Source organism: Hyphomicrobium sp. NDB2Meth4 (assembly GCF_900117445.1).
Taxonomy (GTDB): Bacteria; Pseudomonadota; Alphaproteobacteria; order Rhizobiales; family Hyphomicrobiaceae; genus Hyphomicrobium_A.
The window spans coordinates 132483-157262 of record NZ_FPEJ01000003.1 but is presented as its reverse complement, the minus strand read 5'-3'; the positions used below and the strand labels follow the sequence as shown (position 1 = coordinate 157262).

Genomic DNA, 24780 nt, shown 5'->3' with positions numbered 1-24780 from the left:
ATGCGGCGACCGCGCCAATTTCCAGCCTCGCAGCTATGCGTGGTTCACGCGGAGTGAAGGCGCGAGTGCATGCGTCGATGATGCGATGCGGACGAGTGCAAGCGCGTTGGGGTTCTGTTAGCCCTTTTGTGACTTCGACGTGCGTCAGGCAGGCGTTGCCGGCGCGGCGGTTGTGCCCTTGCGGGCGGCCTTGCGGCGCTGCCGCCATTCTTCGAAACGCTGCATGATGACGAACACCGACGGGACAAATGCCACCGTGAGCAGCGTCGATCCGAGCATGCCGGTGAGCACGGCGATGCCGATCGATTTCTGAGCATTGGCGCCCGCGCCCGAGGCCAGCACCAGCGGCACGACACCTAGAATGAACGCGAACGAGGTCATCAGGATGGGACGGAAGCGGGAGCGGGCTGCTTCGACCGCCGCATCGAGGATGTCCTTGCCCTCGTGGATGCGAAGCTCGCGGGCGAACTCGACGATGAGGATGGCGTTCTTGCTCGAGAGTGCGATCAGCAGGATGAGGCCGATCTGGGTATAGAGGTTGTTGCCGACGCCGAGTGCGAGCAAGGCCGCGGCGGTGCCGAGCAGCGCAAGGGGCACCGAGATGATGACGGTCGCGGGGGCGATCCAGCTTTCGTACTGTCCGGCGAGCACGAGATAGACGAGCAACAAGCTGAGGCCGTAGATCAGGTAGATCTGATTGCCGACCTCCTTTTCCTGGTAGGACATTGCCGTCCATTCGTAACCAGCGCCGGGCGGCAGCGTCTCGTCGGCGATCTGCTCCAGGAGGTTCATACCCTGGCCGGATGAAAAGCCCTGCGCGGTCGAGGTGATGACGGTTGCGGCCGGGTAGAGATTATAAAGGCTGATAACCGAGGGGCCGGCGACTGTCTCGATCGAAGCCAGCGTTCCGAGCGGCACCATGTTGCCGTCGTTGTTGCGGACTTGCAGGTATTGCAGGCTTTCCGGATTGACGCGCGCGGAAGCATCGGCCTGCACGTAGATCTGGAATACGCGGCCGAACTTGTTGAACTGGCCGACGTAGCTGGAACCGATGAAGGTCGACAAGGCATCGAGTGCATTGCCGAGGGGCACGCCGAGTGTTTCGGCTTTGACGCGGTCGATGTTGACGTTGATCTGGGGCGCGTCGGCGAGGAAGACGTTCGTCGCGGAGCGGACCATCGACTGAGCGCCGGCGCGATTGGCGATCTCCTGCGCAAGGCGCTGCAACTTGGCATAGTCGAACGAGCCGTCGCGCAGTTCCACTTTCATCGTGGAGCCCGCGGTGTTTCCGATGCCCTGAATGGCTGGTGGCGGAATGACGAGCGCAGTGCCGTCGGGGATGTCGGCGACGCGCTTGGAGAGGCCGGTGTAGAGGCCGAGAAGATCCTCGCCCTTGCCGCGCTCGTCCCAGTCCTTGAGGATGACGTAGGCCACACCGGCGTTGGACAGGCTGGCGCTGTCGTTGAGGGCGGCAATGCCGCCGATAGAGACGACGCGTTCGACGCCAGGCTGCTGCTTCAGGCGAATGGTGAGATCATCGAGCGCCTTGGTGGTGCGTTCGAGCGAGGCGCCTTCAGGAAGCTGCACGACGGCGATAAAGTAGCCCTGATCCTCGATGGGGAGGAAGCCGGTGGGCACGCGGCTCAGGCTCCAGACGGCGAGGACGACGAGGCTGGCCACGATCATGAACATGAGGGCGGCGTGGCGCACCATGCGCCGCATCAGGCCGGTGTAAGCGCTCTCCAACTTGTCGTAGACGTAGTTGAAGCCGCGGGCGAGCACGTTGCGCTGCTCGGGTGGCGTGACGGGACGTAGCCACAGCGCGCACTGCGTCGGTTTCAGCGTCATGGCGTTGATTGCCGAAATGAGCGCGGTGGCGGCGATGACGAGGGCGAACTGGCGGTACATCTGACCGGAGAGGCCGGGCAGGAATGCTGCGGGCACGAACACGGCCATGAGGACGAGGGTGATGCCGATGATCGGACCGAGCAACTCGTCCATGGCTTTGACGGACGCGTCATGAGGCGTCATTCCATGCTCGATGTGCTTTGCTGCGCCTTCGACCACGATGATGGCGTCGTCGACGACGATGCCGATCGCCAGGATGATGGCGAACAAGGTCGACAGGTTGACGGTGAAGCCCAGCATCGCCATGGCGGCGAACGCGCCGATGATGGTCACCGGTACGGTGGTGGCGGGTACGAGGGTTGCGCGCCAGTCCTGCAGGAAGACGAGAATGACGACGAGCACCAGCAGGGCGGCTTCTATCAGCGTGTGGTAGACGTCATTGACCGCGGAGGCGACGAACTTGGTGGTGTCGAAGGGCACGAGCCACGTCATGCCTTCCGGGAAGGCCTTCGCCAGCTCGGTCATGCGCGCTTCGACGCGCTTTGCAACATCGAGTGCGTTTGCGTCGGGCAACTGATAGATGGCCATGCCCGCGGACGGTTTGCCGTCGAGCTTGAAGGTCTGGCTGTAGGTCTGCGCGCCGAGCTCTACGCGCGCTACATCCTTCAGGCGGGTGATGCGCCCACCCTTGTCGGTCTTGACGATGATGTTCTCGAATTCGGAGACATCGTCGAGCTTGCCGTGGACGTTGACGGAATACTGGAATGCCTGGCCTTGCGGCACGGGCGGCAGGCCCACCTGACCTGCGCTGGTCGATCGGCTCTGCAGGTTGACGGCGTCGATCACATCCTTGGGGATGAGGCCGCGGGCTTGAAGCTGCTGGGGATCCAGCCAGATGCGGATGGCGTACTGACCCGCGCCGAACACCGAGACGGAACCGACGCCGTCGAGGCGCGCGATCTCGTCGACGAGGTTGATGGTGGCGTAGTTGGAAAGGAACAGGCTGTCGTAGCGGCCGTCAGGCGAACTGAGCGCGACGATCTCGAGGATGGATGTCGACTTCTTGTTCGTCTGCACGCCCTGCTTTTGCACGGCGTCGGGAAGCGAGGCGAGGGCGCTCGACACGCGGTTCTCGACAAGGATCTGCGCCTTGTCGCCGTCGGTGCCGATCTTGAAGGTGACGGTGAGCGTGTACTGGCCGTCGCTGGTCGAGAGCGACGACATGTAAATCATGCCCTCGACGCCGTTGACCTTTTGCTCGATAGGCAGCGCGACCTCGCGCGTCACCGTCGAGGCGCTGGCGCCCGGATAGCGTGCGGTCACGACCACGGTTGGGGGCGTCACGTCGGGATACTGGGCGACCGGCAGGCGCGCGAGCGCGACCAGGCCGAGGATCACGATCAGAAGCGCGATCACATTGGCGAGGACGGGGCGGTCGATGAAGAATTTGGCGATCATTTGCCGCCGGTCCCCGCGTTCTTGGCGTCAGATGCGGCGGCCGCAGCCGTCGTCGTTTTCGGTACGACGGTGTTGCCGGGCAGTGCCCGCATCAGACCGGCGACGATGACGCGGTCATCCGGTTTCAGGCCGCTCGTGATGATGCGCAAGCCGCCGTCAACGAGGTCGCCGACTTCGACGACGCGCTGCTCGACGATGTTCTTGTCGTTGACGATCAGCACGTAGCGTCCCTCCTGGCTGGTGCCGAGGGAGACATCGGGCACAAGGAGAGAGGGCACGTCGATCTGTTTGGGAATGCGCACGCGCACGAACAGACCCGGCGTCAGGATGTTATCCTTGTTGTCGAAGATGGCGCGGCCGGCGAGCGTGCCGGTGCCGGCATCGATTTCCGGGGCGACGTAGTCGAGCGTTGCCTCGTGCGGGTAACCCTGCTCGTTCTGCAGGCCAAGACCGACCGGGATGGGGCCTAGATCCTTCAGCGTGACGCCGGCCTCGCGCATGCGCTCGCGCACGGCAAGTACCTGCTGCTCGTCGATGTTGAATTTTATGTAGATCGGCTTTTGCTGAACGATGGTGGCGAGCTTGGTCGGCTCGCCGGCGCCGACCATGGCGCCGGGATCGACGAGACGTGCGGATACGGTGCCGTCAAAGGGGGCGAGGATGGTCGTGTATTCGAGGTTGCGCTTTGCCTGCTCGACCTGACCCTTGGCCTGCAGGAGTGCGGCTTCGGTCGAGTCGCGTTTTGCGCGCGAGTCATCGAGCTGCGCGACGGATACGGCTGATGTTTTGACGAGGTCCTGCTTGCGCTTCAGATCGGCGTCGGCCTGCTTCAACAGGGCTTCCTGCTGGGCCTGTGTCGCCTCAGCGATCTGGAGCTGGATTTGGTAATCCCGCGGGTCGATCTGAAAGAGGAGATCACCCTTCTTGACCTCGGCGCCGTCCTTGTAGCCGACCTTCTCAAGGAAGCCCTGCACGCGCGCTACGAGGTCGACGCGATTGTAGGCGGCGGACGATCCGGTCACCTCCATATACAACGTAACCTTGCGCTCTTCCGGCTTGGTGACGGTCACCTCGGCGGGGGGCGGTGGCTGGTAGGTGTTGCGGTCGCCGCAGCCGGCGAGAGCCAAAACTGCGAGGGAAAGGCCGAGAAGGAGGGCGGGTCGACGAGATGGCATGGCGCGGCTGATGACCGTTGGCGGGCGGGGACACGGGAAGCGTGGCGGATACCAGTAACCTGACGATGACTTCCGTATAGCTAACAGAACTTCTACCAGGGCGCCTTGCAGCGAATTTCTCGTTTGGGGGGTGGGCAGGCAACGATCGGGTCGCAGGGGACATCGATTGAATGCCTGGTTAGGGGCCGCTATTGAGGCCGCACCCCGGGGCAGTTCGGGCGAATGTCACAAGGGGTTTTGACCAGCGATGGGGCTCATCGATCCAGGGTTGTGGTTTTCAGGCGCCGATGCTGCGGCCTTTGCCGGGCGACCAGCCTTGTTTCTCGACCGCGATGGCGTGATCGTCGAAGACAGCGGATATGTCGGCGACCCCAATGGGGTGCGGCTGATCCCCGGTGCAGCAGAGACCATTGCCGAGGCTAATCGGCTGGCTGTTCCCGTGGTGGTCGTGACCAATCAGTCAGGTGTGGCGCGTGGCTTGTTTGGGTGGGACAGCTTCGAAGCCGTGCAGGATGTGATCCGCACGCGTCTCGCCGAAGCGGGTGCTCGCTTCGATGCCGTGCTGGCGTGCGGTTATCACGAGAAGGGCACGGGAGCGATGGCGGTCGCGGATCATCCGTGGCGCAAGCCGAACCCCGGAATGCTGACGAAAGCGGCCGAGGCGATGCAGATCGATCTGGCGCGCAGTTTGATCGTCGGCGACCGCGTTGCCGACCTCGAAGCCGGGCAGCGTGCGGGTTTGCGCGCGGGTATCTTAGTCGAGACGGGCAAGAGCGGCGAGGAGCAGGGCGACCCGAAATCGTTACCGGCGGACTTCACCTGGCGGCGCGTAGACAGTCTCGGCGCCGCCCGCGGCGCGGTGGTGCGTTACCTGACGCGGCCGCAGCCGCAGCCGAAAGAGTGATTGGTTGAATTTCAGTTGCCCGGAGCGAATGCCTCGAGTGTAAGGGCAATCGGCTCAACCTGCTTTCGCCGCCGGCAATTGATCCATCGCGGGCGCAAGACGGATTTCGATCTGCTCGCAGAGATAATGGTAGATGGTGATGTGGAGCTGCTGAATGATCGGCGTGCTCTTGGACGGCACGTCTATCAGCACGGTGCTCAATGCCGCCATCTTGCCGCCGCCCTGGCCCGTGAGGCCGATCGTGTTCATTCCCAATTCGCGCGCCGTTTCGAACGCACGCACGACGTTGGCCGAGTTGCCGGACGTGCTGATGCCGAGCAGCGTGCCACCGCGCTGGCCGTAGGCCTCGACCTGCCGGGCGAAGACGGTCTCGTAGGAATAATCGTTGCTCCAGGCGGTGACGACGGCTGCATTCGATGTGAGGCAGATGCAGTTGATCGCCTTGCGTTCGAGCAGGAAGCGGCCGACGAGCTCACCGGCGATGTGCATGGCGTCGGAGGCCGAGCCGCCGTTGCCGCAAAGGAGCAGCGGACGGTGAGCGAGGAGGTCGGCGACGATCGTATCGATGGCGGCATCGACGTGTCCGGCGAGCTGCGGAGCTGCGATACATCTATCGAGAGCTGCGCGGGATTCCTCGAGGTAGGAGAGAAGCGAGCTCATGACCGAATGCCTCCAAGTATGATGCGCGGCAGCTTCAAAGCGTGGCCGCGGGATTGAATATCAGTTTATAGCGCTGCTCTGGCACGGTCACTGCGGCCGCACCGACAAATCACATTTGACGTAATCAAGGATGCCGTCCTCAAGCGAGGTCGGCAGGGCGTTGTAGCCGGCAGCCGCAACTTTCTGCATGTCGGCTTCGGTAAAGTACTGGTAGCGGTCGCGGATCTGAAGCGGCATGTCGATAAACTCGATGTTGGGCGCTTTGCCGACGGCCTTGCCGACGGCGTGCACGAGATCGTGGAAGGTGCGCGCCTTGCCGGTCCCGACGTTGAAGATGCCGGAGATTTGGCGATTGTCGAGCAGCCAGAGAATGATCCGGACGCAGTCCTTGACGTAGACGAAATCGCGCAGCTGGCCGCCGTCCTGGTAGCGGGGGTCGTGCGATTTGAAGAGCTGCACGACGTCGCCGGCGACGACCTTTGGATAGACTTTGTGAATGACCGAGCGCATGTCGCCCTTATGGCCTTCGTTGGGGCCATAGACGTTGAAGAACTTGAGGCCTGCCCATTGCGGCGGTTTGGGGCGGCCTGCGAGCACGTCCTCGATGAAGCGCTTATCGACGAAGAGCTTGCTCCAGCCGTAGGCGTTCAAAGGCAGGAGCTGGGCCAGCGCTTGCGGCGACTGATCATCGACGAACCCCTGGGCGCCGTCGCCGTACGTCGCTGCGGACGAGGCATAGATGAGCGGGATGCCGTGCGCTGCCGCGAACTGCCAGAGCTTCAATGAAAGCGCGATGTTGTTATGGACGAGTTTGTCGACGTCGGTCTCGGTCGTGGCGCTGATGGCGCCCATGTGAATGATCGCCGTCAGGTCTTTGGCGTGGGCATCGAGCCAGGCGTCGAGGTTGTCGGGATGGACGATGTCGTGCAGGCGCGTGCGGCGGATGTTGTGCCACTTGTTGCCATTGCGCAGGCGATCGCAGACCACTACGTCATCGCCGCGGGCGGCCAGCGCATCCGCGATATTGGAGCCGATGAAGCCGGCTCCGCCCGTCACCAAATACATTCTCGGTTCCCCAAAGTTCAGGCGGTGGTTGGTGTAGCGGCCTTCTTGGCGAGCCGCGTCGTCGATTGCTCGGGTATTAAATCCGCCAGAACGACTTTTCCTCCCCACGATTTGACGCGGTCGCCGCCGACCACCTGATCCTCCCGATAGTCGGCTCCCTTGATCAGCACGTCGGGCTTCAATGCTTCGATGAGCTCCAGGGGGGTGTCTTCCTCGAAGAGGACGACGGCATCCACTTGCTCGATGTGCGACATGACATACGCGCGCGCGTTTTCGTCCTGCAGCGGCCGGGTGGGGCCCTTGAGGCGGCGTACCGACTCGTCAGAGTTGAGCGCGACGATCAGGCGGTCGCAGGAGGCCTTGGCCGCTTTGAGCAACGAGATGTGGCCGGGGTGGATCAGGTCGAAGCAGCCGTTCGTGAGGCCGCATCTAAGCCCCTGGCGCCTCCACGCCTCGCGCAGAGGGATGGCCGCATCGAGGGACAGGACGCGGTTTTCGTAGCCGAGGCGCGAGCGCATGGTGGCCGCCTGCAATTCGTGCGGGCTGACCGTTGCGGTGCCGATCTTGGCAACGACGATGCCGGCTGCGGTGTTGGCAAGGTCCATGGCTTGGCCAAAATCGAGACCGGCGGCAAGGGCAGTCGCGATGACGGCTGCGACGGTGTCTCCTGCGCCCGATACGTCGAACACGTCCCTGGCCTCGGTCCGGCGATGAAGCGGGTCAGCGCCTGCTCGGAACAAGCTCATGCCGTGCTCGGAGCGCGTCAGCAGGATCATCGAACCGGTCGCTTCGATGGCGTGATCGGCGGCCCTGGCAGCGTCATCATCGCTTTGGCAAGGAAGGCCGGTGGCTGCCGTCAGCTCGGAGCGGTTGGGCTTGATGAGCGTGGCGCCGCGATAGGCGGACAGGTCTTTGCGCTTCGGATCGACGATGGTCATCTTGCCGGCCTTTTCGGCCGTCGAGATTATCTCGGCCAGAATGCGGTCGGTCAGCATTCCCTTGTTGTAGTCGGAGATGACGACGACATCGTTGTCGGGAAGCGCTTCGGCGAAGGCATCGAGAATGCGCTCTTCGGCGGTGTCGCTCGGCGGAGCGGTGACTTCCTCGTCGGCCCGGACAATTTGCTGGCTGCCTGCAACGAACCGCGTCTTGATCGTCGTCGGCCGATCCGTGTCGGGAACGATCTTGAGGTGCTTGATGCCACGCAGCACCTTGGCAAGGCTCACCGCGGTGATATCGTCGCCGCCCAGGCCGATCAGGGTGGCTTGGGCTCCAAGCGCGGTCACGTTCGCGGCGACGTTCGCTGCGCAGCCGGGGGAGTTGGTGGTCGATGTGACCCGCAGCACCGGGACTGGGGCTTCAGGCGAAATGCGGGCAACCTCCCCGTAGACGAAGCGGTCGAGCGCGACATCGCCTACAATGAGGATGCGACAAGCAGCTAGTGTGCGTTCAGAAATCACTCGAACGGGCTCCTGTGCAAAACGCCAAGGTGAGTCCTAATATACCCGCCTCGTAACATATACTCGACGTGTAGAACTGAGCTATCAACGATCCATCGCCTGTCGCGCTAACTTTGCGACCTGGCTGGTGGATTTTCGTATGGCGGACGAACAAGATATTGATGTGAGCAGATTGAAGCGAGAAGGCGACAATGGGCGCCCGGGGGTACGCGTGGCAAGCCTCGATGGCGGCAGGCTGCGGCGGCTATCGGAACGTATAGCCGGCCTCAATGCGTCCGGCGCGAGCCCTCTGGAGACCGGGCGGTTCATGGCCCGGTATGTCTGGACCAAGCTGCCGCTGCTGTGGCAGGGCGCAGCGACGAAGCTGAAGAGCGGGCGGGTACGCAGTTCCATCAAGGCACAGTTGCCGACCGACAAGCCTGTCATTCTTGTGCATACGCTGGGCGGCGGTATCGGTGACAACATCGTCATAGCGCGGTTTCTGCGCGATCTCGGGGCCGCGTGCGGGCCGCTGGAATTCGACGTGGCGTGCAACAGCGCAGGGGCGGCGCGCTGGGTTTTCGAAACCATTCCTGGGTTTCGCGAGTGCCACAGCTCGTTCCTGTTCCGGGAGATTGCGCCACTTTATGCGCTGGCCATCCGCATCACCCAGGTGGCGGAGGTGTGCGCTTACGACGAGCGGCAGCTTGCGCTGCACCCCAAGCTGGCTAGCGTTTGCCGGCGCCTTGAAGCATTCGTCGCTGACAACGCCGGGCTTGTAGCGGAATTGCCTTGCAGCAGCGGCGATTTCGGCCGCCGCGCCGTCTATGCGAACCAGACGCGGAGCTCATACCTGCACTATCAGGCGGGCATTGCGCACGGCGGCGAAGGGTTCGATCTCAGGTTGGACGGATCGGTGCTCGGACGGCTTGGATTGGCCGGCAAGGACTATGTGACGGTCCACAACGGGTTCGATGCCGCGTTCGTCGTGAGCGGGCAGACCTCGACGAAGACGTATCCACGATTTGATGAGGCACTGGCTCTCCTCAAGGCGCAAAGGCCCAATCTGACAATCGTGCAATTGGGGACACCGGAGACCAGCGCGGCTTTGGCGGCAGCAGACATTTCGCTTGTCGGGAAAACTTCCCTAGCGGAGGCCGCCGCGCTGATCGGGGGATCGAGACTGCACCTTGATGTCGACAGCGGGTTGGCGCACATCGCGTCCGTTATCGGGGCGAAGGCTCTGGTGCTGTTCGGTCCGAGCGATGCGGACTATTTCGGCTACGGCCAGAACCGCAACCTGAGCCCGGCATTCTGTGGCGGATGCTGGTGGATCAACGAATCCTGGATGGATCGCTGCCCACGCGGTTTTGCCGAAGCCCGGTGTATGACGTCGCATCAGCCCTCCGACGTTGTCCGGGAAGCCATAGCGATCCTTGATAGCCGCACAGCGCAAAGCGCGCGAAGTGTGTCGCGGGTGACGTCGAGCGCGGATGCGCAGTTGACTGCTCTAACTTGAAGATCGCCGTGGCTTGGTGCCTCGGGCTAGGACGCAAGCTGCATTGATTTGGAGCTTGGCTTCCACACGGCGGCAATTTGCGCAACGACGTCGGCGGGGCGTTGCTCGGAGAGGCAGCGCGCAGTCTTGAAGCCGCGCGGGCAGACGTCCATCCAGGTTTCAGTCGACCACCAGCATCCGCCGCAGAAGTTCGGCAGAACGTTGATGTTGTCCTCGTAGGCGTAATAGTCCGCCGGCGTCGGGCCGAATACGACGCAGCAGCGAGTCCCGAAGGCAGAGGCAACGTGAACGAGGCCGCCTTCGTTGTCGATGTGCAGGCTGGCGTGCTGAACGAGGGCGGCTGCTGCGGCCAGGCTGGTCTTGCTGATGAGATTGATATCCGCATTGGCCAGCGGCTGGCTGGTGGCGTTCCCTATCTGAATGATGGTGAGACCGGGGAAGCGCTCCTTGAGCAAGCGACAGAGCTCGTCGCCGTGGGGATACGTTTTCGTAGAGGCTGTGCCGGTGACGATGAAGCCGGCATCAAAGCCATTGTTGATGGTGACGAACGGGCGGTCGCGCAGGCCGAGCTGATCGATGATGGCGCCGTCTGTCTTCAGGTCGATACGCGGCCCGCCGTAAGTGATGCCCGCCATCCAGTGCAGATATGTTTCTCTCGTCTGATTGTTGAAGACGATGCGGCGCGCAAGACTGGCGTCGAGATGCGGATGATGCTCGATGAAGGGCTCGATCGGACGCCTTGCGCGGGCCAGGTTCATGACGACCTGCTGCAGGCGCTTCGATTTCTGCAGTCGCGCCCAGTCGATCCCGTCGTTGTCGGCAATGACGAATTGGCTGGCACGCAACGCGAGGTCGTAGTTGCCCACGACGCTCTGCACGGTGAAGAGGAATTCAGAGTGGCACTTGTTGAAGCCTGGGACCGCGGCGAAAACCCAGTCACCAATGGCGGGGTTCGAGCAGAATATGTCGAAACGGGCGGGTTCGATTTCTGCTGCAAGATCACGCAGAAAACGTGCCACGACCAGGTAGTCGCCTATGCCGCCGCTGACCAGCATGGCGACGGTGGCGCGATCCGTTTCGCTGCTGACCGATTTGCGGATCGAATCGACGCCGGAGACGTCTTTCAGCACGGAACGGCGGTGCCGCTCACGCTGCACGCGTGACGAAACGAAGCGCCAGGAGAAGATTGCGGTGCGCCGAATATCGCGCGTGTGCTGGCCATGCGTGAGGATGCGCCTCACGAGTTCGCGGGACATTCTATATCCGCCCCGGACTATGCGCTTCGCTTTAGCGGATATGTTGGAAGTACCGCGCAAGAGATACCTAGTGGTTTTGCTACTGCCGGCCAAAAAGTAGGATCACGTGACTTGTGAAATCAATCGGCGATCCTGGATGGTGAAGTGTCGCGGTGCGGGTCCGGATAGCCAAGAACGCGTCCTTCCGGGAATTAATCTGCCTTTTGTGGCAATCGCATTCACGCAGAAGGGAAGTGCGGCTTGGGAGAGTGGGTGACAGCCAACCGATGCGGCCCTGAGGTATATTTCCTCGCCGGAGCAGAGCCTTCAAGCTGTTGAGGGGCATCCATCGGTCAATGTTGGGGATATAGGCGTGCTGACCGGATGTCAGGGCCTGATCCCCGGCTGCGTTATGCACAGCAGCACCCTTCGGCGGGAGCGGCGATCGGGATGGTTGACTAGCAGCGAGGCTTGCAAATTCAATGTGATGACTGTGTGGGCGAAGCTACAATGCGACGGCTGTTCAAGTCTTTAGGGGACTGCGCTGGGAACGGGTTTGCATCGGCGTCCGCATCGGACCATAACCAGCGCGGATTCCGGCGATAGGCGAACCGTCCGCGTCGGAGGGTGAACTTGGTATACCAACCGGCAGACGGGGACATGCTGCAGGGACTCCGCAAATCTGTTGCGATCGCCTGGTACTTTGCCTGGAGCGATACGCGGGCGCGTTATAAGCGCAGTGTGCTGGGCCCGTTCTGGCTGGTTCTGAGCACGCTGATCGGTGTCGTCGGACTTGGGTTCGTGTGGAGCACCCTGCTGCACACTGACAAGGCGGCCTTCATTCCATCACTGGCGATCGGACTGGTGGTCTGGAATATGATCACCGGAAGCATCATCGGGGGCTGCACCGTATTCACGAAGCGTGCCTCGATCATCAGGAACATCAAGACGCCCTCGCTGCGCTTATCGCTCGAGCTGCTGTTCCAGCAGATCATCAATTTCGCGCACAACCTCCTGGTGGTGCTGCTCGTGCTTGTCGTGTTCCAGCAGCCTTTATCGCTGGTCACACTGCTTGTGATCCCCGGATTGCTGCTGGTCTTCATCAATCTGTGGTGGGTGATCCAGTTGCTCGGATTCATAGGGGCGCGGTTCAGGGACATCGATCCGCTCGTTCAAGCGATCATGCCGATCCTGTTCTTCCTCAGTCCCGTTCTTTACCACTCGCATCAACTTGGCCGGACGCAGATCATCATGGCCTTCAATCCGATGGCCTACTGGCTCGACATCGTGCGCGGACCGCTACAGGGTGTGGTGCCCGATGCCCGGATCTGGGTGGGGACCATACTCATGGCCATCGTCGGTTGGGCGCTCGCGCTCTGGATGACCAAGGCCAAGGGCGCTCGGTTGCCATTCTGGGTTTAGAACATGGCTGAAATCACGCTTCAGAACGTATCGGTCGAGTACCCGATTTATAACCTTCGGGCGATGTCGCTGCGGAACAACCTGCTGGCGATCAGCACAGGTGGGCGGCTGTCGAAGGAGTCGCGTGGCATCGTCAGCGTTAGGGCGTTGGATGGGATATCGCTCAAGCTCAAGGAAGGCGACCGGCTCGGCCTTATCGGTCACAACGGATCGGGCAAGTCGACTTTGTTGCGCACGCTGGCCGGGATTTATACGCCCACGCGCGGCCGCATCAGCATCGATGGGCGCGTGTCGACCGTGTTCGGGCTCGGCGCGGGGCTCGAGCTAGAGCTGAGCGGCTATGAGAACATCATCCGCATGGCGATGATGCTCGGGGCATCGCGCCGCCAGGCCGAGGCCGTGATCCCGGACATCGAGGAGTTCAGCGAGCTGGGGAACTTCCTGTCGGTTCCGGTGAATACTTATTCGGACGGCATGCGCACGCGGCTGTCATTCGGTGTGGCGACGGCTATGCATCCAGAAATCCTGCTCGTGGATGAGGTTTTAGGCGCGGGCGATGCGGAATTTCAGGTGCGTGCGCGCAAGCGCATGGTGAAGTTCATCGAACGCTCGAGCATCTTTGTGCTGGCCTCGCATTCGCCCGAGCTGATCGAGACTTTCTGTGATCGCACCATCCATCTGGAGCACGGCCGGCTGATCGGCGAGGAGGTCGTACGGAAGTCTCCGGCAGCCACAGCCACACCGCGCAACCCAGTGCCCTGAGCCACAGCCGAGTTGGCGCTATATCCGGCAAGCGTTGCCGCAGATAGTGCTCAGGCCGGCGCGGTGCGGCGTGCGAGCTCATAGACGCGCATAACCTCGCTTTCGACATGGGCCGAGCTGTATTCCGTCTCGACGAGTGAACGGCTGGCTTCGGCATATCTACGGCGCATGTCAGCATCGCTCGCAAGCTTGATGATGGCTTCGGCGAGCTTTTGGGGATCGTTCGTCGGCACGAGGATGCCGTTCCGTCCAGTGCGAGCGACGGCGCGCGAACCAGGAACGTCGGTGGCGATCAAAGCCCGTCCGCAGGCGGCCGCTTCGACGAGGCTCATAGGCAGTCCCTCGCCAAGCGAGGCGAGGACAGCGATGTGCGCATTGCGCCATACGTCGCGAATGTCGGCGACTTGACCCAGCCAAGTGATGCCTGGGCGCTGTGCCCACTCTTCCAGCTCGCTTGTGGGGATGGAATTGTCATTGGCTGGATCGGGCACTCCGGCAAGAACGAGCCTAACGGGATGACCCTGTTGCTGCACGATTTGATAGGCGGCGACGAGCGTGCGTACGCCTTTGTCGATCAGCATGCGGCCCGCGAAGGCCACCGTGACAGGCGGTGGAGGTTCTGGCAGCACGGAGAAGCGCGCGATATCAATGCCTGAGCCGGGCAGGACGTGGATGCGATCGCTTTCAACCGATAGCGATGCGAGCACATTCTTGTCGTCAGGGTTCTCCACGGTGACGATCGAGCGCGGATTGTTGAGGAGCGGTCCGATGAGCAGGCCGACGCCTGCGCGTGTCACGAGCGTCTTGGCGCTCTTGGCTGTAAAGACGGTGCCGAGGCCGGTCACGGTGTTGACCTGACTTACGGGGAGATTTCGCGCTGCAAGGGCGCCTACCATCGTCGCCTGCAGCGTGACGTGATGCACGATCGTCGGATTGAGAGCCCGGTAGAGCTTGCGCACGGCGCGTGTGGCGCTCACGAATTTGAGCGGATTGACGCTGCCGCGGTGGATGTCGATCGGGTGCACCTTGAAGCCTTCGGCGACAATGGCATCGCGGTACTTTCCCAGACGGGTGGCGACGTGGACGTCGTAGCCAGCCTTCAGCGCCGCGCGTGCCATGGTGAGCCGATGGCCGACGAAATAGGAATCTTCGTTGACGAGGTAGACGAGGCGGGGCGGCGTCATAGGCTCAGGGCTCGGATTGGCGTCGATGTTCGAACTGGTGTCGCGGTCGGTAGCAATTCTGATGTCCCGGTATCATTCCCGGGGCGTTGGTGCGACCCCGTTGTCGGACTTGACGCTCAGAAGTGCCACAAAGAGGGGAAACCAGAGGAACAGATAGTGTGTATTGAAGAACCGCATGGGATCACTGAGATCAGATCCCATGTAGCCGTTGGCGAATACGAGGGTAGAGGCGACGAAGAATTTGGTCTGCGCGGACGCGATTTGGGCAGCTTGATAGAGCGCGGTCGCCATCAGCGCGATGAAGAGCAGCAGCAACGGCACGCCGTAGTGCAGCGCCATCCCCAAGTACGCGTTGTGGGCATGGGTGACGCCCTGCGTGAAGCGGAATGCATATCCGCTGCCCCAAAGGGGGTGCTGGGCGATCAATTGGGCGGTGGCCTGCCAGACGTCATTACGTTTGGAGGGACGGCACGCGAGATCGACGTAAGGACAAAGCGCTTCCTTTATCGGCACCTCGAGCAGGACGAAGCTGCTGACAAGACACCAAGCACCGAATGCAAGCGCGATAAGCAGCCAAGGTAGCCTGCAGCGAAGAGCAAGCGGCGTGGCGATCAGGGCGACCGACAGCGCGAGGATGGGGCCGCGGCTGCCCGTGAAATAAAGGGCGGCCACGAGCAGTGCCATGGATCCCAGCAGGGAGAGTATGCCCCATTTCGTGCGATCCTGACTTGGAGCAGCGAACAAAAGCGCGGCGGCGGCGGTGACGCCGGTCGCAATCGCGCCGGCGCCCGCAATCGCGTGCGAAGCCCGACCGAAAAACTCCAGGCGCGACTCGTGGCCGATCACCATATGCGCGAAGATCGCCGCCAATGCGCAGAGCGCGGCCGCGCTTACGATCATCCAGAGTATGTGGCTGAAGGGCAGGCGGGTGTAGACGTAGAGAGTCAGGCCATAGAGGCCGACGAGTAGCAGTATTCGTGTGATCGCAGCGCCCGGCGGCGCGCCCGTCACTCCATAGGGTGGCAGCAGAATGCGTAGGCTGATGATAATCGCGAAGACGAGCAGCACCGGATTGAGCGGCGGCATGGTCAGGGAGCCGGCGCGGTGATCGCGCACGATGAGTACCCAGGCGGCGACGAACGCGATGATCGCTATCGCATTCGAGGCTGCGCCATTGACGAAGAAGAGAGAGACGAGCAGCGCAGAAAGGAGCGCATAGGCGGCATTTCTTGCGTCCCCTTGCAGAGGCACAGCAGGGTTCGGGTGAAGTATTATCTTACCGGCCAACTCGGTCTTTCCCCCATGCTATGTAAAACGAGAGCCTTCAGGCGACTCCTTGCACGCTAGCGCGGATAAACTCAGCGGCTACTGGTTTTCAGCGCTTCTCGCCATCGTTATGTGGCTTGTGATTTTTGTGCATAACAATTGTAGGTGAGGCTCTACTAAGCCGGTGCGCAGACGAAAAGTCGCATAAGTTATTGCTGTGACAATCGGGTGTTGAGGTTCGTCCGATGCTACTGTTACGCTCGTTCCGCGTCTGAGATTAATTGATAAAATGTTTGGGTTGCGAAGTTTTCGAGCGGCGCCTATCCCCTTTGGCGCATGGGCGTGGCCATACCGAAGGTCGCGCCGTTTTCTAGATGGCCTATCGATGTCGGGTCGCGTCCCGGCTCGTTTCTAGCTTCGGGTTGTCATGCATGTCTTTGTAATCAACCTCGCCTCGGCGACCGATCGGTTGGCTTATATGAGCCAGCAGCTCGGTGGTAAGTTCGAGCGCATCGAGGCGGTGCGTGGCACCGCAATTCCCGAGCATCTCGCGGGTAACTTCGCCAAGTCGGGCGATCTGCTTCCCGGCGAGCTCGGCTGTTACGCAAGCCATCTCGTCGCCGCTGAAACGATCCTCGCTCGGGGTATCCCGTATGCGATCGTTCTCGAAGATGACGTCGATCTCGACGGCGATGTTCGACTGATCACGGAAGAGGCGATTGCGAAGATCAGGGGGGAGTGGGACATCCTCAGCCTATCGGGAGCCAAGCAGCATCCGCATTGCCGGCTGGCTCCCCTTGGCGACGGCACGCATAGCCTGGTGCGATACCTGCACTTTCCGAAGACGACGGCCGCTTACGCGATCAGTGCGTCTGGCTGCCGCAAGCTGCTGGCAGAGAGAAAGCGCACGCGGCCGGTGGATGTCGACATCCGGTATGGGTGGGAGATGGGGCTCGAGGGGTATGGCGTCTATCCGGCTCCTGCCTGGCAGGCGAACAGGTTCGAGTCGTCGATCCCCAAGTCGAAGACCCAAAGGTTCTACTGGCGCGCCAATCCCGTCGGGTATCTCGTGGGCCGGACTGCTGGAGTGTGGAAGCTCGGCCCGATAAACCTGCTGCGCGCCTACTTCGAGGAGTTCCGCGAAGGACGGGCGGGGGCTACTCCAGACGCTCGGCGACGTAGTCTGCAATAGCCAGTGACGACGTCAGACCCGGGCTCTCGATGCCGTAGAGGGCGACGAGACGCGGGATGCCGTGGTCTTGCGCGGTGTGGATGGCGAAGTCGGCGGCCGGTTCACCCTCACGGTAAAGCTTGGGGCGGATGCCGACGGTGTCGGGCTGCAGGGCGCCTGCGGGCAGGCCTGGCCAATAGCGGCGTACCTCGCGCTCGAAGGTGGCGCGCCGGCGGCCTTCATCCTCGACGAATTTGTAGTCGACCTCGTTGCACCATTCGATGTCGGGGCCGAAACGTGTGCGGCCCCCCGTGTCGATGGTGAGATGGATGCCGAGCCACGCGCCTACCGGCATCGGATAGATGAGCCGCTGGAAGGGGGCCTTGCCGCTGAGGGCAAAATAATGGCCACGAGCGGGATACGTCTCAGGGACGATGTAGTCGTTGCCGTACGAGAGCATGCGGCCGAGCCGGGTGGCGCCCAATCCGCCTGCCAGTATGAGGTTGCGGCACGACAGGGTGCTGATCTCGCCGCCGCTCAGCACGTGCAGGAGAAAGCCATCTTCGCGCCCTGCGATATCATCCACCGACGCGTTGAGGACGATCTCTCCGCCGTTGGTGCTGATGTGGCCGCTGAGCGCTTGCATCAGGTCGTGGCTGTCGATGATGCCAGTAGAGGGCGAGAGGTAGGCGGCAATGCATTCAAGCTCGGGCTCCATGGCCTTCGCCTCCTCGCCGGTTAGGCGGCGCAGGTCGGTGACGCCGTTGGCCGCGGCGTTGGCGGCGATGGCTTCCAGCTTCGGCAACTCAGCTTCGGATGTTGCGACGAGAAGCTTTCCCACACGAGTGTGGGTGACACCGTTCTCGGCGCAAAAGCGATAGAGAGCTTCCTTGCCGGCGACGCAAAGGCGCGCGCGCATGCTGCCGGTTGGATAGTAGAGGCCAGCGTGGATGACCTCGGAATTGCGCGAACTCGTCTCAGAGCCGACGCGCGCATGCCGTTCCAGGACGATGACCTGCTGGCCTTTGGCAGACAGTGCGCGGGCGATGGCGAGGCCGACGACTCCGGCTCCGACTACAATGGTTTCAATGTCGCTCATGCGTTTCCAGTGGGGTGCGAAATTGGCGCCTACTCATAGGTCAATTCGGCGGCTTTCTGCGAGATAGGGGAGAAATTCCCAATCGCATTCCCGGGTGATTTCGGGAATGTTTCCCGCTTGCGTGTCACGGAACTGTCACACCCGGGGATGAATTGACGTTGATTGCCCGTCTGTTCTGGGCGGGCCCGTTGCTCACTTTGCCTGCGTCGATAGTGTACTTTTTGTGACGACTTTGAAACGGGGGGACCTTTATATGAAAGCTATGTCGCGAATTCACGCGGCAGCGTTCATTGCCGGTACTGCTTTTCTTATTGCCTGCGCCATCTACTTCGATCTGCAGATTTCATTTCCGCGGGGCTAGTGGGGCGCTCGCGCTGACGGGTTAAAGGCACTTCCAAATGTCCGTAGGTAATTCGGCCTGCTTCCTTAGCCGGAAGCAGGGGCAGAGTCATATTGTCTCCGCGGTTATGGTGATCGCTGGGCTCGTACTTATCGCTTGCGCTCCATTCGTCAGTTATGCGGTGCCGCTTCTCACGCAGCTCGATGCCGACGGACACATCAGCAAACCGTACCTGTTCGCGCGGCCGCTGATCAGCATTGCGACGGTGCTGATCGGGACCGGGGTCCTGCGCTCGGCGTTGATGGCGCGCAGCGACACGACGCTGGAAGCGCAGGTGCTTGCTGACCGCAGATCGCGAATTATCGTCGGTCTGAGCGTTGTCTTCGTGGCAGTGTTGGCGGCTACATACGTCTATGCCGTACTTGGTAGGCCGGTGTACGAAACGATATTTGCCGAGGATGGCCCCCCGGAATATCTGACGGCGGCGTTGTGCTTCACGGGTGTGGCGGCTTACCTCGTGGCTTTGCGCCGCTATCTTGTTCAATCCGATAGGATGGTCATTCCCGTTGCATTCATGCTGCTGGGTTTTACGCTTTCGCTATTTCTGGGCCTGGAAGAAATTAGCTACGGACAGAGAATTTTCGGATGGGCCACGCCGGAGGCTATGGCGGCGAACATCCAGCACGAATCCAACCTGCACAACTTTTTGAGCTATTCGGAGCTCGATGTCATCGAGTGGCTGGGATCGGCTGCGGTGTTCGTTACGTGCTGCGTCATCATCTTCATTCGCGCGACCAGTAACTGGCGGATGCTGAAATTTGCCCCGGGAGCCAATCTGCTGCCTTTGACGGCGGGGGTGGCTGTATTCGCAAGCTACGGGTGGTTCGGCGAAGTGTTTGAAAACAGCACAGCGCTTTTCTTGATGCTGTACGGGCTGCAGTTGGCTCGGCAGACGGGAGAAGCGCGCGGGGCATAGGGCCGCCGGCATCGGATATCGCGCAGCGATTGAACGATCCAACGCTCGCTGACCAGGTGGTGGCCTGAGCGAGCCGCTGTGTTGCGGTGAGCGCACATGTTCACAATGCAGCTCCTGCAGCACTGCTCATCGCCTAGAGCCGGCGGGCGGACGCAAGAGGACGCAGAAAAACAGACCGGGGAAACAGATGGGCAGCACCAGGGGACTATTTATCGGCGCGTATGTGTTTGCGGGGCTGACGGCAATCGTGCTGTGGTTTGCCGATCGCGCGCTGCTCGCCGAGAGCGGTCTTGAAGATCACTTCGCGGAGAATGCGACCGCAGCGTTCTATCTGGCGGCTAGCCTGCTGGTACTCGGCGCGTACGTCGCCTCGCGTACGCAGCCGGCGACGTTCTTCGGCCGGGAGACCGTCGGCAATTTGTGGCTACTGCTGTTGGCGATCTTCTTCGTTGTGTGCTTCGGCGAAGAGGTGAGCTGGGGGCAGCGCGTGTTCGGTTGGGGGACGCCGGAAGCCTGGAAAGAGGTCAACGGGCACCACGAGACGAACCTGCACAATCTGCTCGACAACGCTCAGTTCGGAACGCTGCGCATTCTGACGGTGATTGCGCTTGGCTATGGCGTGCTGGTTCCGCTCGCCGACCGCTACTGGCCGTGGGGGCGGCGCACGATCGCCTGGTTCGGAATGCCGGTGCCTCCGTTGGCGGCTGCCGGTCTGTTCGTCATGGTGTTCATCGCCTATCGGGTGCTGGTCGTGGCTTATCCGCCGCTGGATTCCCCTTACGGCAAGCCGATACGCGAATATCACGAGGCGGGTTACGCGGCGGCGTTCCTCGTAATCTCGATCAGCATGTTCCTCGACTACTGGGGCTTCAATCGCCGCCGTTGATGGCGCGCGATAACAAGGCGCAGCGGCTGGTGGGCACGCTGCGCCTCCTGTTTCTTGGTTGGGGCTAGAGCGAGGGGTAATCGGTGTAGCCGTGCTCCTCGCCCGCGTAGAAGGTGTCGGGATCGGCCGGGGTGAGCGGTGCGCCGTTGCGGAGACGTTCCACCAGATCGGGATTGGAGATGAACGGGCGGCCGAAAGCGATAAGGTCGGCGAGTTTTTTCTCGCGCGCCTCGATGGCGAGCTCCAGCGTGTAGTTGTTGTTGACCATATAGAGGCCGTTGAAGGCGCGGTGGAGCTTCTGCAGGTCGAACCCGCCCGCAGGATTGCGGTTGCCGCGGGTTTCTCCTTCAATGACGTGAAGGTAGGCCAGCTTATAGGGGTTGATCTGCTCGATGAGCGACAGATAGAGCGGCTCGGGGTTTGAATCACCGATGTCGCCGAATGTCGTGAGCGGCGAGAGCCGGATGCCGACGCGGTCGCTGCCGCAAACCTTGGTCACTGCGTCGACAACCTCGACGACGATGCGGGTGCGGTTCTCGATCGAGCCGCCGTAGCGATCATCGCGCTTGTTGGTCTTGTCGGACAGGAACTGCTGCAGCAGGTAGCCATTGGCAGAATGGATCTCGACGCCATCGAAGCCGGCATCGAGCGCGTTCTTTGCTCCACGAGCGTAGTCGGCGATGATGCCGGGGATCTCGGCTGTCTCGAGCGCGCGCGGGGTGACTAGCGGCTTGAAGCCCTCGTACGTATAGGCCTGCTGGTTCTCTGCCGGCACGGCGCTGGGGGCGACGGGCAAAACGCCGCCGGGCTGGAGGTCAGGGTGGGAGATGCGTCCGACGTGCCAGAGCTGCAGGAAGATGCGACCGCCATTGTCATGCACGGCCTTGGTCGTCAGCTTCCAGCCGGCGACCTGTTCCGGAGACCAGATGCCAGGCGTGCGGATGTAGCCCTTGCCTTGGGGCGAGATGTTCGTAGCCTCGGAGATGATCAGCCCGGCAGAGGAACGCTGCGTGTAGTATTTGGCCTGAAGCTCGCCCGGAACACCGGCGTCGTCAGCGCGTGATCGGGTGAGGGGGGCCATCACGATGCGGTTCGCGAGGGTGTAGGGGCCGAGTTGGACGGGATCGAAAAGATCAGTTCTCGCCGCCGCGGCAGCGCTCGCATTCGACATATCGAGATCTCCTTTAGATAGTCGTCGAACTATCTAGGAGGCGGGCCTCGCTCCGGCAAGGGACGCGTGGCGCATTGGTGGGACCCGAAAAAACAAAGAGGCCGCCTTTTGGGCGGCCTCCGTGAGACTTCGGCGGCGAGAGTGCAGCGGTTGTCGCGCTGCGCCGCTGATGCGTCAGGCGTGCACCGGAGGCAAATCCGGCCTGAACCCGAGCGACCGCGACATCGCCGTCCTCAAGATCCCACTCGACATCGGATCACCTCCTTTCGCTGTTGAACCTGTGTATGAGCGTGCCATGATTTTGGCTGCCTGAAAAGTTAAGTTATGGAAAGCTGCTGTCGGGCATTGATCGATGGTCAGCTCTCATGCTTTCACCGTTACGGCTTCAATTTTCGCGGGTTGATGTTCCGGGCGATCACCTTGCAGTTAGTCCTCTAGAGGGCTTGTGCAGACGCCATTTGCACGCGCTGAACGAAAACCGTTGCCGCTACATGCGAATCACCGCTCTCGTTTTGGAGCTTAGCCGCTGAAGGCTGTTGGAGCCTGATCCGGTACTTCATTGAGGGGCGGATTATGGGTAATCCCCGACGTTGGATCAGGCAGTTCTGTGCTTCGGCGCTGGGCGTGCAGAAGGACGTAGAACTTTGGTGGACCCCGGAGCTGCCGGTGGTCTACGTCAACAATCCGAAGTGCGGCTGCTCGACGGTCAAGAATAGCTTGCGACAGGCGCAGGCCGCCCGCTTCCGAGACAAAGGGCGCGGCAGCTTTACTCTCGTTAATGATCCCCACAAGGGTGACGACTGCCTGAAGCAGCGCGGCATCGACGACCTCGTGCGCAGCGATGCGCGCCTAGTCATCTCGTGCGCACGCAATCCGTTCTCGCGGGCGCTGTCGGGATATCTAGATAAGGTGGTGAATGGCGATCCATCGCTGTATCGCGAGTTTCGCGGTAGCCGCCCGCAGAGCTTCGAGGCCTTTCTCGAGGCACTGCTAAGCGCCAAGCCACAGACGCTCGATCCGCACTTCCGGCCACAATATCTAAACTTGTGGCTGACGGGCGTGTCATATGACGCGGTCTTCTATCTTGAAGACATCGCGACTTTGCGGCGAGCTTTGAGCAGCACCATCGGCGAGTTCGAGCTAGAGACCTTTGCGCCACATTCGCGCCGTGCGCAGGAGAAGATGCGCACGTACTACACGCCGCGTGCGGTCGAGCTGGTCAAGGCGGTTTACGAGGAGGACTTTGTCCGCCTCGGATACAGCCGGAACATCGAGCAGGCGACCGAGGCGCCGGGGGCGTACTGGACGCCGCGCGGGATTGTGCAGTTGGGGCGAGAGGGGCACCTCAAGCCTACGAGCGGACTGGCAAGTCTGCGCTCGCTCATCCGCTACTGGCGTCTGGTTGAGGCGCGCGTGATCTGAGGTTCATCTCTGGGCGCCGGTGAGGTGACCGCCTCTCCGGCGCCTTTCTAATCTCTGCGGTGTGATCGCGGACAACAGAACCGCGCGTTCCGCTCACCTCGGATTAATGCGGCTGATCTTGGTGCCTTCGAGCGTCAGGTTATACATCAGGCCTTTCGGATCGAGGATGAAGCCGACGACGGGGCTCGTAATCTTGTTCGTGTCGATCGAGCCGCCGATGCCGACGGTGATCACCGCAACGGACGCGTCGGCGCCAATTTTCCAACCGGCAGTGCGGCGGAATTGCTCCAGAGCCGAGTGCGTCATGAACATGATTATGACGGATCGCTCCTGGATGCCGAGCTGAAAGCCGACCGAGGCGGAAACGGTATTGTAATAGTCGACCGAGCGCTGCTGTCCGCTGATGCGAAGTGCGCCTTCGCCGTATTCGCCGCCGAAGCCGAAGCCAGCCTTCACGACCGAGGGGAAAACGAGAATGCCGACGGACTTGTTGGCAAGTTCGCGGGCGCCGCGGACGTTAGCGAAGAAGCGGTCGAGCGTTGCGTCGACGCCGACGTCGATATCGTAGGCGGAGGCCGCCCGGGTGGGTGCCGAAACGGCGAGAACAGCGGCAAATGCAAGACACGCGCAGAGTAGGTTGCGGAACATCGTTGATTTTCCTTGTTATCTTTTCCTGCGTGTGTGACCGGCATTTGCGGCCAAAATGGTGCGGAGCGGCGCGCCAGAGCTTTGTACCAAAGCGTTCGCGGGAATGTTTCACTGCCTTCTGGATCGGAGGCGCTGTCGGCGTGGTGCGCGCCACCTACTCCCTGACGCAGTCGTAGCCGCTGTCGCGCAGTGACCGGCAAAGTTCTAGCGCGTCGTCGAGATTGGCGAAGGGGCCGAGCCTGACGCGATAGATGGCGCTGTCGGCGAATGCCGTCTCGGCGATCTGAGGTCGCCGCGGGCCGAGGCTGAAACCGCGCTGCGAGGTGAGGCGGACAGCCAATGCGACGGCTTCGCTGCGGGAATGGGCCTCGCCGACGAGCAGGCGGATCTCGGGCGGGGGCAGATCCTGCGCCGGTGCCACCGACACTTCTGTGACGAAGGGCGTCACGGCTGCCTGCGCCGGGGCGGTTGCGCGTGAGGACTTTGATGCGGCGGACGTGGCGCTCTGCTTGCGTGCCGGCGGCAGCGGCGCTAGCGCGACTTGCTGTTTCGTCCAAGCCTTTGGACGCGGCGCGGGCGTAGGCGTCTCTAGCTTAGACTCCTGCAGCGCGCCGGTGGAAATGGCAACGTCCGAGGGGGCCCAATTCTTGGCGGGCTCGGCGGCCGGCGGAATGGAAGCGGTCTCAGCACGGACACCGGCACCAAGTTCTCGGTAGACGGTGTGCAGGCTCTCCGTCGCGTCCGCTGTTTCTTTTTCCGATAGGCCGCCAGATGAGAGCGCCTGGGTCAGATCGGAAATGGCGTCGTTCGGCCGGCCGGCGCGGCGATGCGCGAGGCCGCGATAATAGTAGGCCTTTGCCAGTTGCGCGCTGGAGAGGCGGCCGCGCAGCGCGGCGTTGATGCCGCCGATGGCGGGCTCCATCTCGCCGGCGCGGTAGCGCTCGATCGCCTTGGCGAGAATCTCGTCGGCGATGTCGGCGGCGGCCGGCGCGCTGAAGCCGAGGGCCAGCAAAAGGACGGCGCTTGCGAATGTGCGGATGGCGCGGCTCACGTGCGGCCTCGGATTGAACAGCCGGAAGCACGCGGGCTCATGTGGCGCCGGTGCAACCCGACTATTCCCCGATTCGGCT

20 protein-coding genes are annotated in these 24780 nt (G+C 62.0%); 8 read left to right on the top strand and 12 right to left on the bottom strand.

Translation table 11 applies throughout. The features are described from left to right. Positions 1-144: 144 nt before the first annotated feature. A complete protein-coding gene (locus tag NDB2M4_RS06820) occupies positions 145-3306 on the bottom strand; it encodes an efflux RND transporter permease subunit (RefSeq protein ID WP_072372303.1) in 3162 nt (1053 codons plus the stop codon). Further along, entirely contained in the window at positions 3303-4481 is a 1179-nt protein-coding gene (locus NDB2M4_RS06815; protein WP_072372301.1) for an efflux RND transporter periplasmic adaptor subunit, read from the bottom strand. The genes NDB2M4_RS06820 and NDB2M4_RS06815 overlap by 4 nt, the downstream gene beginning before the upstream one ends. A gap of 247 nt (positions 4482-4728) precedes the next feature. On the opposite strand from NDB2M4_RS06815, the gene NDB2M4_RS06810 reads away from it, so the two are divergent. Then, on the top strand, positions 4729-5385 hold the full coding sequence (locus NDB2M4_RS06810; protein WP_072372299.1) for a D-glycero-alpha-D-manno-heptose-1,7-bisphosphate 7-phosphatase: 657 nt from the start codon (positions 4729-4731) through the stop codon (positions 5383-5385). Between the two features lie 54 nt (positions 5386-5439). Here the strand turns inward: NDB2M4_RS06810 and NDB2M4_RS06805 are convergent, their stop codons facing one another. The 3 genes from NDB2M4_RS06805 to rfaE1 all read right to left on the bottom strand — a co-directional run bounded on the left by NDB2M4_RS06805 (position 5440) and on the right by rfaE1 (position 8570). Then, positions 5440-6045 (bottom strand): D-sedoheptulose-7-phosphate isomerase, encoded by a 606-nt coding sequence (locus tag NDB2M4_RS06805; protein ID WP_072372297.1) that lies wholly within the window; start codon positions 6043-6045, stop codon positions 5440-5442. 87 nt (positions 6046-6132) lie between these two features. After that, complete coding sequence (gene rfaD, locus NDB2M4_RS06800; RefSeq protein ID WP_072372295.1) at positions 6133-7110, bottom strand: ADP-glyceromanno-heptose 6-epimerase; 978 nt, start codon at positions 7108-7110, stop codon at positions 6133-6135. A 17-nt stretch (positions 7111-7127) separates the two neighbouring features. Continuing rightward, positions 7128-8570: a D-glycero-beta-D-manno-heptose-7-phosphate kinase gene (rfaE1, locus tag NDB2M4_RS06795; protein WP_072372293.1), complete on the bottom strand. Its 1443-nt coding sequence runs from the start codon at positions 8568-8570 to the stop codon at positions 7128-7130. Between the two features lie 139 nt (positions 8571-8709). Between rfaE1 and NDB2M4_RS06790 the strand changes: the two genes are divergently transcribed. After that, complete coding sequence (locus tag NDB2M4_RS06790; RefSeq protein ID WP_083555967.1) at positions 8710-10068, top strand: glycosyltransferase family 9 protein; 1359 nt, start codon at positions 8710-8712, stop codon at positions 10066-10068. 26 nt (positions 10069-10094) lie between these two features. Here NDB2M4_RS06790 and NDB2M4_RS06785 read toward each other — a convergent pair whose 3' ends face one another. Continuing rightward, positions 10095-11324 (bottom strand): glycosyltransferase family 9 protein, encoded by a 1230-nt coding sequence (locus NDB2M4_RS06785; RefSeq protein WP_072372289.1) that lies wholly within the window; start codon positions 11322-11324, stop codon positions 10095-10097. 639 nt (positions 11325-11963) lie between these two features. Here NDB2M4_RS06785 and NDB2M4_RS06780 point away from each other — a divergent pair. Together NDB2M4_RS06780 and NDB2M4_RS06775 are read left to right on the top strand one after the other, a co-directional pair. Next, positions 11964-12725 (top strand): ABC transporter permease, encoded by a 762-nt coding sequence (locus NDB2M4_RS06780; RefSeq protein WP_083555965.1) that lies wholly within the window; start codon positions 11964-11966, stop codon positions 12723-12725. Positions 12726-12728: 3 nt separating this feature from the next. Beyond that, positions 12729-13487: an ABC transporter ATP-binding protein gene (locus NDB2M4_RS06775; RefSeq protein ID WP_072372285.1), complete on the top strand. Its 759-nt coding sequence runs from the start codon at positions 12729-12731 to the stop codon at positions 13485-13487. Positions 13488-13537: 50 nt separating this feature from the next. On the opposite strand, the gene NDB2M4_RS06770 is transcribed toward NDB2M4_RS06775, so the two are convergent. Both NDB2M4_RS06770 and NDB2M4_RS06765 read right to left on the bottom strand, forming a co-directional pair. Then, positions 13538-14671 (bottom strand): glycosyltransferase family 4 protein, encoded by a 1134-nt coding sequence (locus tag NDB2M4_RS06770; RefSeq protein ID WP_072372283.1) that lies wholly within the window; start codon positions 14669-14671, stop codon positions 13538-13540. Between the two features lie 72 nt (positions 14672-14743). Further along, the gene (locus tag NDB2M4_RS06765; protein WP_139247130.1) at positions 14744-15958 is read right to left on the bottom strand and encodes an O-antigen ligase family protein; all 1215 of its coding nucleotides are present in this window, start codon (positions 15956-15958) and stop codon (positions 14744-14746) included. A gap of 406 nt (positions 15959-16364) precedes the next feature. On the opposite strand from NDB2M4_RS06765, the gene NDB2M4_RS06760 reads away from it, so the two are divergent. Then, positions 16365-17129: a glycosyltransferase family 25 protein gene (locus NDB2M4_RS06760; protein WP_072372278.1), complete on the top strand. Its 765-nt coding sequence runs from the start codon at positions 16365-16367 to the stop codon at positions 17127-17129. On the opposite strand, the gene NDB2M4_RS06755 is transcribed toward NDB2M4_RS06760, so the two are convergent. Further along, complete coding sequence (locus tag NDB2M4_RS06755) at positions 17095-18207, bottom strand: NAD(P)/FAD-dependent oxidoreductase (protein WP_072372276.1); 1113 nt, start codon at positions 18205-18207, stop codon at positions 17095-17097. The two genes, NDB2M4_RS06760 and NDB2M4_RS06755, sit on opposite strands and share 35 nt — an antisense overlap. A gap of 398 nt (positions 18208-18605) precedes the next feature. Between NDB2M4_RS06755 and NDB2M4_RS06750 the strand changes: the two genes are divergently transcribed. Both NDB2M4_RS06750 and NDB2M4_RS06745 read left to right on the top strand, forming a co-directional pair. Next, a complete protein-coding gene (locus tag NDB2M4_RS06750) occupies positions 18606-19523 on the top strand; it encodes a hypothetical protein (RefSeq protein WP_139247129.1) in 918 nt (305 codons plus the stop codon). Between the two features lie 187 nt (positions 19524-19710). Beyond that, a complete protein-coding gene (locus NDB2M4_RS06745; RefSeq protein ID WP_139247128.1) occupies positions 19711-20409 on the top strand; it encodes a hypothetical protein in 699 nt (232 codons plus the stop codon). Between the two features lie 64 nt (positions 20410-20473). Here the strand turns inward: NDB2M4_RS06745 and NDB2M4_RS06740 are convergent, their stop codons facing one another. Next, entirely contained in the window at positions 20474-21580 is a 1107-nt protein-coding gene (locus tag NDB2M4_RS06740; protein WP_072372270.1) for an alkene reductase, read from the bottom strand. A 573-nt stretch (positions 21581-22153) separates the two neighbouring features. Between NDB2M4_RS06740 and NDB2M4_RS06735 the strand changes: the two genes are divergently transcribed. Next, positions 22154-23002, top strand: coding sequence for a sulfotransferase family 2 domain-containing protein (locus NDB2M4_RS06735; protein WP_072372267.1), 849 nt, complete (start codon positions 22154-22156; stop codon positions 23000-23002). A gap of 93 nt (positions 23003-23095) precedes the next feature. Here NDB2M4_RS06735 and NDB2M4_RS06730 read toward each other — a convergent pair whose 3' ends face one another. Further along, positions 23096-23650, bottom strand: a complete 555-nt coding sequence (locus tag NDB2M4_RS06730) for a BPSL1445 family SYLF domain-containing lipoprotein (protein WP_072372265.1) — start codon at positions 23648-23650, stop codon at positions 23096-23098. A 154-nt stretch (positions 23651-23804) separates the two neighbouring features. Beyond that, complete coding sequence (locus tag NDB2M4_RS06725; protein ID WP_072372263.1) at positions 23805-24701, bottom strand: SPOR domain-containing protein; 897 nt, start codon at positions 24699-24701, stop codon at positions 23805-23807. Positions 24702-24780: the final 79 nt, after the last annotated feature.

Bases quoted from the DNA above. Each gene is read 5' to 3' on its own strand.
- NDB2M4_RS06820 (WP_072372303.1), bottom strand. From the start codon at position 3,306: ATGATCGCCAAATTCTTCATCGACCGCCCCGTCCTCGCCAATGTGATC.
- NDB2M4_RS06815 (WP_072372301.1), bottom strand. From the start codon at position 4,481: ATGCCATCTCGTCGACCCGCCCTCCTTCTCGGCCTTTCCCTCGCAGTT.
- NDB2M4_RS06810 (WP_072372299.1), top strand. From the start codon at position 4,729: ATGGGGCTCATCGATCCAGGGTTGTGGTTTTCAGGCGCCGATGCTGCG.
- NDB2M4_RS06805 (WP_072372297.1), bottom strand. From the start codon at position 6,045: ATGAGCTCGCTTCTCTCCTACCTCGAGGAATCCCGCGCAGCTCTCGAT.
- rfaD (WP_072372295.1), bottom strand. From the start codon at position 7,110: ATGTATTTGGTGACGGGCGGAGCCGGCTTCATCGGCTCCAATATCGCG.
- NDB2M4_RS06790 (WP_083555967.1), top strand. From the start codon at position 8,710: ATGGCGGACGAACAAGATATTGATGTGAGCAGATTGAAGCGAGAAGGC.
- NDB2M4_RS06785 (WP_072372289.1), bottom strand. From the start codon at position 11,324: ATGTCCCGCGAACTCGTGAGGCGCATCCTCACGCATGGCCAGCACACG.
- NDB2M4_RS06780 (WP_083555965.1), top strand. From the start codon at position 11,964: ATGCTGCAGGGACTCCGCAAATCTGTTGCGATCGCCTGGTACTTTGCC.
- NDB2M4_RS06775 (WP_072372285.1), top strand. From the start codon at position 12,729: ATGGCTGAAATCACGCTTCAGAACGTATCGGTCGAGTACCCGATTTAT.
- NDB2M4_RS06770 (WP_072372283.1), bottom strand. From the start codon at position 14,671: ATGACGCCGCCCCGCCTCGTCTACCTCGTCAACGAAGATTCCTATTTC.
- NDB2M4_RS06760 (WP_072372278.1), top strand. From the start codon at position 16,365: ATGCATGTCTTTGTAATCAACCTCGCCTCGGCGACCGATCGGTTGGCT.
- NDB2M4_RS06755 (WP_072372276.1), bottom strand. From the start codon at position 18,207: ATGAGCGACATTGAAACCATTGTAGTCGGAGCCGGAGTCGTCGGCCTC.
- NDB2M4_RS06750 (WP_139247129.1), top strand. From the start codon at position 18,606: ATGTCCGTAGGTAATTCGGCCTGCTTCCTTAGCCGGAAGCAGGGGCAG.
- NDB2M4_RS06745 (WP_139247128.1), top strand. From the start codon at position 19,711: ATGGGCAGCACCAGGGGACTATTTATCGGCGCGTATGTGTTTGCGGGG.
- NDB2M4_RS06740 (WP_072372270.1), bottom strand. From the start codon at position 21,580: ATGTCGAATGCGAGCGCTGCCGCGGCGGCGAGAACTGATCTTTTCGAT.
- NDB2M4_RS06735 (WP_072372267.1), top strand. From the start codon at position 22,154: ATGGGTAATCCCCGACGTTGGATCAGGCAGTTCTGTGCTTCGGCGCTG.
- NDB2M4_RS06730 (WP_072372265.1), bottom strand. From the start codon at position 23,650: ATGTTCCGCAACCTACTCTGCGCGTGTCTTGCATTTGCCGCTGTTCTC.